Origin of the sequence: Burkholderia sp. Tr-20390 (assembly GCF_017104595.1) — a bacterium.
Taxonomy (GTDB): Bacteria; Pseudomonadota; Gammaproteobacteria; order Burkholderiales; family Burkholderiaceae; genus Burkholderia.
Window position 1 is genome coordinate 1 of record NZ_JAAGPC010000220.1, and the last position, 12,852, is coordinate 12,852.

The 12,852-nt window shown below is 60.9% G+C and carries 9 protein-coding genes and 1 tRNA gene; all 10 read right to left on the minus strand.

The annotated features are described in order from the left end of the window. Positions 1-282: 282 nt before the first annotated feature. Entirely contained in the window at positions 283-4,527 is a 4,245-nt protein-coding gene (rpoC, locus tag G3N98_RS34735; RefSeq protein WP_046544763.1) for a DNA-directed RNA polymerase subunit beta', read from the minus strand. 21 nt (positions 4,528-4,548) lie between these two features. Beyond that, positions 4,549-8,655: a DNA-directed RNA polymerase subunit beta gene (gene rpoB, locus G3N98_RS34740; RefSeq protein WP_039339224.1), complete on the minus strand. Its 4,107-nt coding sequence runs from the start codon at positions 8,653-8,655 to the stop codon at positions 4,549-4,551. Positions 8,656-9,032: 377 nt separating this feature from the next. Beyond that, positions 9,033-9,407, minus strand: coding sequence for a 50S ribosomal protein L7/L12 (gene rplL / locus G3N98_RS34745; protein ID WP_021161757.1), 375 nt, complete (start codon positions 9,405-9,407; stop codon positions 9,033-9,035). A 63-nt stretch (positions 9,408-9,470) separates the two neighbouring features. After that, complete coding sequence (rplJ, locus tag G3N98_RS34750; protein ID WP_021161756.1) at positions 9,471-9,968, minus strand: 50S ribosomal protein L10; 498 nt, start codon at positions 9,966-9,968, stop codon at positions 9,471-9,473. A 308-nt stretch (positions 9,969-10,276) separates the two neighbouring features. Then, complete coding sequence (gene rplA / locus G3N98_RS34755) at positions 10,277-10,975, minus strand: 50S ribosomal protein L1 (RefSeq protein WP_006482906.1); 699 nt, start codon at positions 10,973-10,975, stop codon at positions 10,277-10,279. Continuing rightward, positions 10,976-11,407, minus strand: coding sequence for a 50S ribosomal protein L11 (gene rplK, locus G3N98_RS34760; RefSeq protein ID WP_006477201.1), 432 nt, complete (start codon positions 11,405-11,407; stop codon positions 10,976-10,978). Positions 11,408-11,549: 142 nt separating this feature from the next. Next, entirely contained in the window at positions 11,550-12,107 is a 558-nt protein-coding gene (gene nusG / locus G3N98_RS34765; protein ID WP_006400672.1) for a transcription termination/antitermination protein NusG, read from the minus strand. Position 12,108: 1 nt separating this feature from the next. Then, positions 12,109-12,489: a preprotein translocase subunit SecE gene (gene secE / locus G3N98_RS34770; protein ID WP_006482892.1), complete on the minus strand. Its 381-nt coding sequence runs from the start codon at positions 12,487-12,489 to the stop codon at positions 12,109-12,111. A gap of 43 nt (positions 12,490-12,532) precedes the next feature. Beyond that, positions 12,533-12,608 (minus strand) — tRNA-Trp (locus tag G3N98_RS34775). Positions 12,609-12,667: 59 nt separating this feature from the next. Continuing rightward, the coding region (locus tag G3N98_RS34780; RefSeq protein WP_080485512.1) for a translation elongation factor Tu at positions 12,668-12,852 on the minus strand (185 nt) is incomplete at its 5' end.

The window sequence follows — 12,852 nt, forward strand, 5'->3', positions numbered from 1 at the left end:
CTACAACTCGGTGCGTCCGCATAGTGCCCTTGGGCAACTGGCGCCGGACCAATTCCGGCAACTGCATCAACCGAAAACCGGCGAGCCCACTAACTTACGAATGGTGTACTCGGCGGGGTAAGGTCAGATCGGCCAGGGTTCGGTCGCGCGCATGACGGGCCTGCGGCAGCCGCGCGGCAGGCCCGTCATGCGCATGAACGACAGACGAAAAAAAACCGCCCGGCATAACCGGGCGGTCTCGGTGACAGCAAGGTAAGGCAAGGCGGCTCGCGCCGCCCGCACTTACTCGGCTGCCGGATGTTGCTGCGGCTCTTCGGCCGGCGCGCTCGGCGTGCCGAAGTCGAATGCCTCTTCCGCTGCGATCTGGTCGAAACGCTCGCGATCCGACGATTCCTTCGCCTTGCGTGCCTTGTGGAACGCGAGACCGGTACCGGCCGGAATCAGACGGCCGACGATCACGTTTTCCTTCAGGCCACGCAGATCGTCGCGCTTGCCCATGATCGCCGCTTCGGTCAGCACGCGGGTCGTTTCCTGGAACGATGCCGCGGAGATGAACGAGTCGGTCGACAGCGATGCCTTCGTGATACCGAGCAGCACGTTGTCGTACGAAGCCGGACGCTTGTCCTCGGCGATCATGCGATCGTTCTCGTCCAGCATGTCGGAACGCTCGACCTGTTCGCCCGGGATGAAGCGCGTATCACCGTTGTCGGTGATCTGCACACGACGCAGCATCTGGCGAACGATCACCTCGATGTGCTTGTCGTTGATCTTCACGCCCTGCAGACGGTACACGTCCTGCACTTCGTCGACGATGTAGCGCGACAACGCCTCGATACCCTGCAGACGCAGGATGTCGTGCGGATCCGCCGGACCGTCCACGATCATTTCGCCCTTGTTGACGACCTGGGCATCGTGAACCAGAACCTGCTTTTCCTTCGCGATCAGGAACTCGTGCTGATTGCCCTCGAGGTCCGTGATGACGAGACGCTGCTTGCCCTTCGTGTCCTTACCGAACGAAGTCGTACCGGTGACTTCCGCGAGAATGCCGGCATCCTTCGGCGAACGCGCTTCGAACAGTTCCGCCACCCGCGGCAGACCGCCGGTAATGTCACGCGTCTTCTGCGCTTCCGTCGGGATACGTGCGAGCACTTCACCGACCTGCACCTGCTGACCATCCTTCACGGTGATCAGTGCGCCGACCTGGAAGCCGATCTGCACCGCGTGCTCCGTGCCCGGAATCTTCACTTCGTCGCCGTTCGCGTCGAGCAGCTTGACCTGCGGACGCACGCTCTTCGAAGCTTGCGAGCCACGACGCTTCACGTCGATCACGACCAGCGTCGACAGGCCGGTCACGTCGTCGATCTGCTTCGCGACGGTCACGCCTTCCTCGACGTTCTCGAACTTCACCGTACCACCGTACTCGGTGATGATCGGACGCGTCAGCGGATCCCACGTGGCGAGCTGCGTGCCTGCCTTGATCGTCGCACCGTCGAGCTGCAGCAGCGTCGCGCCGTACGGCACTTTGTGACGCTCGCGCTCGCGACCGAAATCGTCGGTGATCATCGCTTCGCCCGAACGGGAAATGACGATCTGCTCGCCCTTCGCGTTCGTGACGTAGCGCATCGTCGCCGTGAAGCGCACGATACCGTTGCTCTTCGCTTCGACCGACGAAGCCACTGCCGCACGCGATGCCGCACCACCGATGTGGAACGTACGCATCGTCAGCTGCGTGCCCGGTTCACCGATCGACTGTGCCGCGATCACGCCGACTGCTTCACCGACGTTCACGAGCGAGCCGCGGCCGAGGTCACGGCCATAGCAGGCTGCGCACAGGCCGTAACGCGTTTCGCAGGTCAGCGGCGTGCGCACGCGCACTTCGTCGATGCCGAGGCGTTCGATTTCCTCGACCGCCGTTTCGTCGAGCAGCGTGCCCGATTCGTACACCGTTTCCTGCGTTTCCGGGTTCACGACGTCCGCCACCGCAACGCGGCCGAGGATACGGTCACGCAGCGCTTCGACGACTTCACCGCCTTCGACGAGTGCCTTCATCGCCACGCCGTTCGACGTGCCGCAATCGTCTTCCACCACGACCAGATCCTGCGTGACGTCGACGAGACGACGCGTCAGGTAACCCGAGTTCGCGGTCTTCAGTGCCGTATCAGCCAGACCCTTACGTGCACCGTGGGTCGAGATGAAGTACTGCAACACGTTCAGACCTTCGCGGAAGTTCGCGGTAATCGGCGTCTCGATAATCGAGCCGTCCGGCTTCGCCATCAGGCCTCGCATACCGGCCAGCTGACGAATCTGAACCGCCGAACCCCGGGCGCCCGAGTCGGCCATCATGTAGATCGAGTTGAACGATTCCTGGCGCGTTTCCTTGCCGTCGCGGTCCGTCACCGGCTCCGTCGACAGCTGCTCCATCATCGCCTTGCCGACCGCTTCCGACGTTGCCGACCAGATGTCGACCACGTTGTTGTAGCGTTCCTGCGCGGTGACGAGACCCGACATGTACTGGCGGTCGTACTCCTTCACCTTCTTCGCGGCGTCGCCGACGATCGTTTCCTTCTGCGGCGGCACGAGCATGTCGTCCACGCAGATCGAAATACCGGCACGCGTCGCGAGACGGAAACCCGACTGCATCAGCTGATCGGCAAACACCACCGTCGCGCGCAGACCGCACTTGCGGAACGCCGTGTTGATCAGGCGCGAGATTTCCTTCTTCTTCAGCGGCTTGTTCAGCACCGAGAACGGCAGGCCGTGCGGCAGGATCTCCGACAGGATCGCGCGGCCGACGGTCGTCGCGTACAGCGAGATCTTCGGCACGAACGGCGGTGCGCCTTCCGACGTGTCTTCGTTGTGGACCATTTCGGTGATCCGCACGTTGACGCGCGATGCCAGCTCGACTTCCTTGTTCTCGTACGCGCGGATCACTTCCGACACGCCCGTGAACGACAGGCCTTCGCCCTTGGCGTTAACCGCTTCGCGGGTCGCGTAGTACAGACCCAGCACGATATCCTGCGACGGCACGATCGACGGATCGCCGTTGGCCGGGAACAGCACGTTGTTCGACGCCAGCATCAGCGTACGCGCTTCCATCTGCGCTTCGAGCGACAGCGGCACGTGAACGGCCATCTGGTCACCGTCGAAGTCGGCGTTGAACGCCGCGCAGACGAGCGGGTGCAGCTGAATTGCCTTGCCTTCGATCAGCACCGGCTCGAACGCCTGGATACCGAGACGGTGCAGCGTCGGCGCACGGTTCAGCATCACCGGGTGCTCGCGGATCACCTCTTCGAGGATGTCCCACACCACCGGCGTCTGGTTCTCGACTTCCTTCTTCGCAGCCTTGATGGTCGTCGCGACGCCCATCACTTCCAGCTTGTTGAAGATGAACGGCTTGAACAGCTCGAGCGCCATCAGCTTCGGCAGGCCGCACTGGTGCAGCTTCAGCGTCGGACCGACCACGATGACCGAACGGCCCGAGTAGTCGACGCGCTTGCCCAGCAGGTTCTGACGGAAACGACCGCCCTTACCCTTGATCATGTCGGCGAGCGACTTCAGCGGACGCTTGTTCGCGCCCGTCATCGCCTTGCCGCGACGACCGTTGTCGAGCAGCGAGTCGACGGCTTCCTGCAGCATCCGCTTTTCGTTGCGGACGATGATTTCAGGTGCCTTCAGCTCGAGCAGGCGCTTCAACCGGTTGTTACGGTTGATCACGCGGCGATACAGGTCGTTCAGGTCCGACGTCGCGAAACGGCCGCCGTCCAGCGGCACGAGCGGACGCAGTTCCGGCGGCAGCACCGGCAGCACTTCGAGGATCATCCACTCGGGCTTGATGCCCGAGCGCTGGAATGCCTCGAGGACCTTCAGGCGCTTCGCATACTTCTTGATCTTCGCTTCCGAACCGGTGTTCTTCAGCTCGGTGCGCAGCGTCTCGACCTGCTCGTCGATGTTGATCGCGCGCAGCAGTTCACGCACGCCTTCCGCGCCCATTTCGGCACGGAATTCGTCGCCGTATTCCTCGACCTTGTTGTAGTAATCCTCTTCGGTCATGATCTGCCGCGCCTTCAGCGGCGTCATGCCCGGTTCGATCACCACATAGGCTTCGAAGTACAGCACGCGTTCGATGTCGCGCAGCGTCATGTCGAGCACCATGCCCAGACGCGACGGCAGCGACTTCAGGAACCAGATGTGAGCGACCGGCGAGGCCAGCTCGATGTGGCCCATCCGTTCGCGACGCACCTTCGCCAGCGTCACTTCGACGCCGCACTTCTCGCAGATCACGCCGCGGTGCTTCAGACGCTTGTACTTGCCGCACAGGCACTCGTAGTCCTTGATCGGCCCGAAGATCTTCGCGCAGAAGAGACCATCGCGTTCCGGCTTGAACGTACGGTAGTTGATGGTCTCCGGCTTCTTCACTTCGCCGAACGACCACGAACGGATCTTGTCCGGCGAGGCCAGACCGATCTTGATCGCGTCGAAAACTTCTTCCTGTTGGACTTGCTTGAATAGATCGAGCAGAGCTTTCATTGCTTTCTCTCCGTAGTCCGATTAATTGCGGTCGAGATCGATATCGATACCGAGCGAGCGGATTTCCTTCACGAGCACGTTGAAGGATTCCGGCATGCCTGCATCGATCACGTGATCGCCCTTGACGAGGTTTTCGTACACCTTCGTCCGGCCGGTCACGTCGTCCGACTTCACCGTCAGCATTTCCTGCAGCACGTAGGACGCGCCGTACGCTTCGAGTGCCCACACTTCCATTTCACCGAAACGCTGGCCACCGAACTGCGCCTTACCACCCAGCGGCTGCTGCGTGACGAGCGAGTACGGGCCGGTCGAACGCGCGTGCATCTTGTCGTCGACCAAGTGGTGCAGCTTCAGGTAGTGCATGTAGCCGAGCGTCACGCGACGTTCGAACATTTCACCCGTGCGGCCGTCGTACAGACGGACCTGGTTCTTCGACGGGTTCATGCCGAGCTGTTCAGCGATGTCGTCCGGGAACGCGAGGTCGAGCATCTTGCCCATTTCTTCCTCGGTCGCACCGTCGAACACCGGCGTTGCGAACGGCACGCCTTCGCGCAGGTTCTTCGCGAGTTCGAGGATCTCTTCGTCGGTGAAGCTTTCCAGGTCTTCCTGGCGGCCCGAGTCGTTGTAGATCTTCGTCAGGAACACGCGCAGTTCCTCGATCTTCGCCTGACGCTGCAGCATTTCGCCGATACGCCAGCCGAGGCCCTTCGCGGCCCAGCCGAGGTGCACTTCCAGAACCTGGCCCACGTTCATCCGCGACGGAACGCCCAGCGGGTTCAGCACGACGTCTGCCGGACGGCCATCGGCCATGTACGGCATGTCTTCGATCGGGACGATCTTCGACACGACACCCTTGTTACCGTGACGGCCTGCCATCTTGTCGCCAGGCTGCAGGCGACGCTTGACCGCGAGGTACACCTTGACCATCTTCAGCACGCCCGGCGGCAGTTCGTCGCCTTGCGTGAGCTTCTTGCGCTTCTCTTCGAACGCGAGGTCGAACTGGTGACGCTTTTCTTCGATCGAGTTCTTGATCGCTTCGAGCTGCGCCGCTGCTTCGTCGTCCGCGAGGCGGATGTCGAACCAGTGGTAGTGGTCGAGGTCTTCCAGGTAAGCCTGGTCGATCTTCGTGCCCTTCGCGAGCTTCTTCGGACCGCCGTTCGCGACCTTGCCCACCAGCATGCGTGCGAGACGCTGGAACGCGTCGCCTTCCACGATGCGCAGCTGGTCGTTCAGGTCGAGACGGTAACGCTTCAGTTCGTCGTCGATGATCTGTTGCGCACGCTTGTCGCGCTGGATGCCTTCACGCGTGAACACCTGGACGTCGATCACGGTGCCGCTCATGCCCGACGGCACGCGCAGCGACGTGTCCTTCACGTCCGAGGCCTTCTCGCCGAAGATCGCGCGCAGCAGCTTCTCTTCCGGCGTCAGCTGGGTCTCGCCCTTCGGCGTGACCTTGCCGACCAGCACGTCGCCTGCTTCGACTTCAGCACCGATGTACACGATGCCCGATTCGTCGAGACGGCCGAGCTGGACTTCCGCCAGGTTCGAGATGTCGCGCGTGATTTCTTCCGGCCCGAGCTTCGTGTCACGTGCAACGACGTTCAGCTCTTCGATGTGGATCGACGTGTAGCGATCGTCGGCCACGACCTTCTCCGAGATCAGGATCGAATCCTCGAAGTTGTAGCCGTTCCACGGCATGAACGCGATCAGCATGTTCTGGCCGAGCGCGAGCTCACCCAGGTCCGTCGAGGCGCCGTCGGCCAGCACGTCGCCGCGCGAGACCTTGTCGCCCATCTTCACGATCGGACGCTGGTTGATGTTCGTGTTCTGGTTCGAACGCGTGTACTTGATCAGGTTGTAGATGTCGACACCGACTTCACCTGCGACTGCTTCGTCGTCGTTCACGCGAATCACGATACGGCCTGCGTCGACATAGTCGACGACGCCGCCGCGGAACGCCTGAACCGTCGTACCCGAGTCGACCGCACAGGTGCGCTCGATGCCCGTACCGACGACCGGCTTTTCCGGACGCAGACACGGCACGGCCTGACGCTGCATGTTCGAACCCATCAGCGCACGGTTCGCGTCATCGTGCTCGAGGAACGGAATCAGCGAGGCTGCGACCGACACGATCTGCGACGGCGCGACGTCCATGTACTGGATACGGTCCGGCGTGACCATCATCGTTTCGCCGGCTTCACGCGACGACACGAGTTCGTCGATCAGCTGGCCGTTCTCGTCGATCGCGGCGTTTGCCTGCGCGATCATGTAGCGGCCTTCTTCGATCGCCGACAGGTAGTCGATCTGGTCGGTCACCTTGCTGTCCACGACCTTGCGGTACGGCGTCTCGAGGAAGCCATACTCGTTCAGGTGCGCATACAGTGCGAGCGAGTTGATCAGGCCGATGTTCGGACCTTCCGGCGTTTCGATCGGGCACACGCGGCCATAGTGGGTCGGGTGCACGTCGCGGACTTCAAAGCCTGCGCGTTCGCGCGTCAGACCGCCCGGGCCCAGTGCGGAAACACGACGCTTGTGCGTGATTTCCGACAGCGGGTTGGTCTGGTCCATGAACTGCGACAGCTGCGACGAACCGAAGAACTCGCGGATCGCCGACGAAATCGGCTTCGAGTTGATCAGGTCGTGCGGCATCAGGTTTTCGCTTTCGGCCTGGCCGAGGCGTTCCTTGACCGCGCGCTCGACACGTACGAGACCTGCGCGGAACTGGTTTTCCGCCAGTTCGCCGACGCAACGCACACGACGGTTGCCGAGGTGGTCGATGTCGTCCACTTCGCCCTTGCCGTTGCGCAGCTCGACGAGGATCTTGATCGTCGCGAGGATGTCGTCGTCCTGCAGCGTCATCGGGCCGGTGATCTCGTCACGGCTGACGCGGCGGTTGAACTTCATACGGCCGACCTTCGACAGGTCGTACGCTTCTTCGCTGTAGAACAGACGGTTGAACAGTGCCTCGACCGCTTCTTCGGTCGGCGGCTCGCCCGGACGCATCATGCGGTAGATCGCGATGCGCGCGGCCGTCTTGTCGGTCGTTTCGTCGACACGCAGCGTCGACGAGATGTACGGGCCCTGGTCCAGGTCGTTCGTGTAGAGCGTCTGGATGTCCTTGATGCCCGCTTCGCGCAGCTTCTCGAGCACGCTTTCAGTGACTTCGTCGTTCGCGCTCGCGATCACTTCGCCGGTGTCGCCGTCGACGACGTTCTTCGCCAGCACGCGGCCGAGCAGATAGTCTTCCGGCACCGAGATGAACTTGGTCTTCGCGGCTTCGAGGTCGCGAATGTGCTTCGCGTTGATCCGCTTGTCCTTCTGGACGATGACCTTGCCATCACGATCCGTGATGTCGAAGCGCGCGACTTCACCACGCAGGCGCTCGGGCACGAACTCGAGTTGCGCGCCTTCGTCCATCAGCGTGAAGTTGTCGAACACGAAGAAGTTCGCGAGGATCTGTTCCGGCGTGAGGCCGATGGCCTTCAGCAGGATCGTGACCGGCATCTTGCGGCGACGGTCGACGCGGAAGTACAGGATGTCCTTCGGATCGAATTCGAAGTCGAGCCACGAGCCGCGGTACGGAATGATCCGTGCCGAGAACAGCAGCTTGCCCGAGCTGTGCGTCTTGCCCTTGTCGTGTTCGAAGAACACGCCCGGCGAACGGTGCAGCTGCGAGACGATGACACGCTCGGTGCCGTTGATGACGAACGAGCCCGTCGGCGTCATGAGCGGAATTTCGCCCATGTACACTTCCTGCTCTTTCACTTCCTTGACGACCGGCTTGTTCGGCGATTCCTTGTCGAGGATGACAAGGCGGACCTTCGCGCGCAGCGCGGAGCAGTACGTCAGGCCGCGCTGCTGGCATTCCTTGATGTTGAATGCCGGCGCGGACAACGCATAGCTCACGAACTCGAGACGTGCGAAACCGTTGTGCGAAACAATGGGAAATACCGATGTGAACGCGGCCTGCAAACCTTCAGGCTTGCGTTGCGTGGCCGGCACATCGGCTTGCAGAAACGTGCTGAATGATTCAAGCTGGGTAGCCAGCAAGAAAGGAACTTGGTGAACGATGGGGCGCTTCGCGAAACTCTTGCGAATGCGCTTCTTCTCGGTGAAGGAATATTGCATACGATCTCCGAATCACGGCGGGTGCTATCGAGGCGGAATACCTGGACGTTTCAAACCCGAGTGTTCACCGACTGAGACCCGATGGCCGTCCGACGGCTTGAACGAGCCGAGAAGCTTGGTGGTTGGCCGCTACCAACCGCTGGCTGACGGCAGCGGATGCCTGTGTTGCCCGCTACCCGACCAAACTTGCCTTCTGCAGTCGCTTCAGAAGACAAAGAGAACCGCCATTCGTGACCAATGACAACGATCAGGCGGTTTTCTTTGGCTTCTGGGGCCGATTATTCGGGCTCCCGAATGAGTGCCAGAATAACGTCCCCACAAAGCACAAAAAGGCCGGCGGTGAAAATACCGCCAGCCTTCGCACAGCGCGCCGAAACTTACTTGACTTCGACCTTCGCGCCTGCTTCTTCCAGCTTCTTCTTGGCTTCTTCAGCAGCAGCCTTGTCGACGCCTTCCTTGACAGCCTTCGGTGCGCCGTCAACGACGTCCTTCGCTTCCTTCAGGCCCAGGCCCGTCAGTTCGCGAACTGCCTTGATGACTGCAACCTTGTTGCTGCCTGCTTCAGCCAGAACGACCGTGAATTCGGTCTTCTCTTCTGCTGCAGCAGCTGCGCCGCCGCCTGCCGGGCCAGCGACTGCCACTGCAGCTGCCGACACGCCAAACTTCTCTTCGAATGCCTTGACCAGTTCGTTCAGTTCCAGAACGGTCATCCCTTCGACTGCTGCCAGGATGTCTTCTTTTGCGATTGCCATTTGAAATACTCCTAAATTGAATTCGGATACAGCCAGCGATCAATGACGCTGATGCACGCTCGATTACGCAGCTTCCGCTTGCTTCTTCTCGGCCAGCGCGGCCAGAGCGCGCGCGAAGCCCGAAACAGGCGATTGCATAACGAACAGCAGCTTCGAGAGCAGTTCTTCGCGGCTCGGGATGCTTGCCAGCGCTTGCACGCCAGCCTTGTCCATCACCTTGCCATCGAACGAACCAGCCTTGATGACCAACTTGTCATTGCTCTTGCTGAAGTCGTTGACGACCTTAGCAGCAGCAATTGCATCTTCCGAGATGCCGTAGATCAACGGGCCAGTCATCTGCTCTGCCAGCGGAGCAAACGGCGTACCTTCAACAGCGCGACGCGCCAGCGTGTTCTTCAACACGCGCAGGTAAACCTGTTGCTCACGCGCTTTCGCGCGCAGCTTGGTCAGATCGCCAACCGCAATTCCACGATACTCAGCCAGCACAACGGTCTGGGCCTTCGCGACTTGCGCGGAAACCTCAGCGACGACGGCTTGCTTGTCTTCTCTATTAAGCGGCACGGTTAGCCTCCAGAAACGATACGTTCAGCGCGGCCGGCATGGCCGAAACCTCACGTACCTCGTTCAACAACGGCGTCCGACCTCGTTAGGAGTATTTCCACCTCACGCCGGGAATCGCTTCGCGGCCTGCGGCTTCACCACTGCAAAACTTTTTCGGGTTCGCCATCTGCGTTGGCTTGAATTAAGGGATCACCTGACTGCTGCGCCCCACCAACGGTCTTTGATAACCGGTTGCCCGCCCTACCGCACGAACAACCGCCCAAAGCCCATGTAGGCCGCTTCGCGAACGAAGCGGCCCGAATACTTGCTTACTGTGCTGCCAGCGTAGCCTGGTCGACACGCACGCCGACGCCCATCGTGCTCGACAGTGCGATCTTGCGCAGGTAGACGCCCTTGCTCGTTGCCGGCTTTGCCTTCTGCAGCGCTTCGATCAGTGCCGACAGGTTCGAACGCAGTGCGGTCGGCTCGAACGATGCACGGCCGATGGTCGCGTGGATGATACCGGCCTTGTCGACACGGAATTGCACCTGACCAGCCTTCGCGTTCTTGACGGCGGTTGCGACGTCCGGCGTGACCGTGCCAACCTTCGGGTTCGGCATCAGGCCGCGCGGGCCGAGGATCTGGCCGAGCGTACCGACGATACGCATCGTGTCCGGCGAAGCGATCACGATGTCGAAGTCCATCTGGCCAGCCTTGATCTGCTCTGCCAGGTCTTCCATACCGACGATTTCCGCGCCTGCTGCACGTGCTTGTTCAGCCTTCTCGCCTTGCGCGAACACAGCAACGCGAACCGACTTGCCCGTACCTGCCGGCAGAACGACCGAACCACGAACGACTTGATCCGACTTCTTCGCATCGATGCCGAGCTGGACTGCGACGTCGATCGACTCGTCGAACTTCGCGCTCGCGCATTCCTTCACGAGGCTCAGTGCGTCTTCGATCGCGTACAGCTTCTGACGATCAACCTTGGCGGCAAATGCCTGACGGCGCTTGGAGATCTTAGCCATTTACACGCCCTCCACAGTGATGCCCATCGAGCGTGCGCTACCAGCGATGGTGCGAACGGCTGCGTCCAGATCAGCTGCCGTAAGGTCCGGCATCTTGGTCTTCGCGATTTCTTCAGCTTGAGCGCGCGTGATCGAACCGACCTTGTCGGTGTGCGGCTTGCTCGAGCCCTTGTCCACCTTCGCCGCCTTCTTGATCAGGACGGTCGCCGGCGGCGTCTTCATCACGAACGTGAAGCTCTTGTCAGCGAATGCCGTGATGACCACCGGCACCGGCAGACCCGGCTCCATGCCTTGAGTCTGCGCGTTGAACGCCTTGCAGAACTCCATGATGTTCAGGCCGCGCTGGCCCAGTGCCGGACCGACCGGCGGCGACGGGTTGGCTTTACCTGCAGGGATCTGCAGCTTGATAAAGCCGATAATCTTCTTTGCCATTTGTGAACCTCATTGGAACGCCAGAGAAGGCGTTCGGTGAGTAATAACGCGCTTTCGCCGCTGGCTACTGACGCTCCTCAACGGCCATGACGCGGACCGTAAGCGCGAAGGTGGGCAGCCGAGGCTGCCCACCGAATCGGGATCAAACTTTTTCGACCTGACCGAACTCGAGTTCGACCGGGGTGGATCGGCCAAAGATGGTGACCGACACACGCACGCGCGATTTTTCGTAGTTGACTTCTTCGACAGTGCCGTTGAAGTCCGTGAACGGGCCTTCCTTGACACGCACCATCTCGCCGACTTCGAACAGGGTCTTCGGGCGCGGCTTCTCAACGCCTTCCTGCATCTGCGACATGATCTTCTCGACTTCCTTCGGGGAAATCGGGGTCGGGCGGTTGCGCGCACCGCCGACGAAACCGGTGACCTTCGCGGTGTTCTTCACGAGGTGCCACGTTTCGTCCGTCATTTCCATCTCAACCAGCACGTAGCCGGGGAAGAAACGACGCTCAGTCACTGCCTTGTGGCCGCCTTTGACTTCGACCACTTCTTCGGTCGGGACCAGGATCTGACCGAATTTGTCCTGCATGCCAGCACGTTCGATGCGCTCCTGAAGCGCACGCTGCACGCTCTTCTCCATACCGGAGTAGGCGTGCACGACGTACCAACGCTTTCCGCTCGGGGATGCCGGAGTATCGCTCATATCATTTCCAACCCAGAATCGCCGAGAAAATCACCCATTCGATCGATTTGTCACTCAACCAGAGGAAAATCGCCATCACGAGCACGAAACCGAACACGACGAGTGTGGTTTGCGTTGCTTCCTTGCGGGTGGGCCAAACGACCTTCCGGACTTCCTTGTACGAATCCTTGGCAAAGGCGATGAGACTCTTGCCAGGTGCGGACATGAGACCGACGGCCACGCCGGCGATGATACCTACCGCCAACGCAGCACCGCGGACATACCATTGCTGATTGGCCAGCCAGAAGAAGCCCACGAATCCGGCCAAGACCAACAATACGCCCAGGGCCAGCATCAGCTTATCGCCGGAGGTATTTACAGTTTCGACGGATGGATTCGCCATAACACCTTAAAACAAATGCCACGTAGGACACGTGGCTATTTTTTGGCAGGGGCAGAGGGAATCGAACCCCCAACCTTCGGTTTTGGAGACCGACGCTCTGCCAGTTGAGCTATACCCCTAAACCATGCTGGGGCTGGCTGTTGCCAGCCCCAAAACTGTCGATCAACGAATAACTGGCTTACTCGATGATCTTGGCGACGACGCCGGCGCCGACCGTACGGCCACCTTCGCGGATTGCGAAGCGCAGACCTTCTTCCATCGCGATCGGAGCGATCAGCTTCACCGTGATCGACACGTTGTCGCCCGGCATCACCATTTCCTTGTCCTTCGGCAGCTCGATCGAGCCCGTCACGTCCGTCGTAC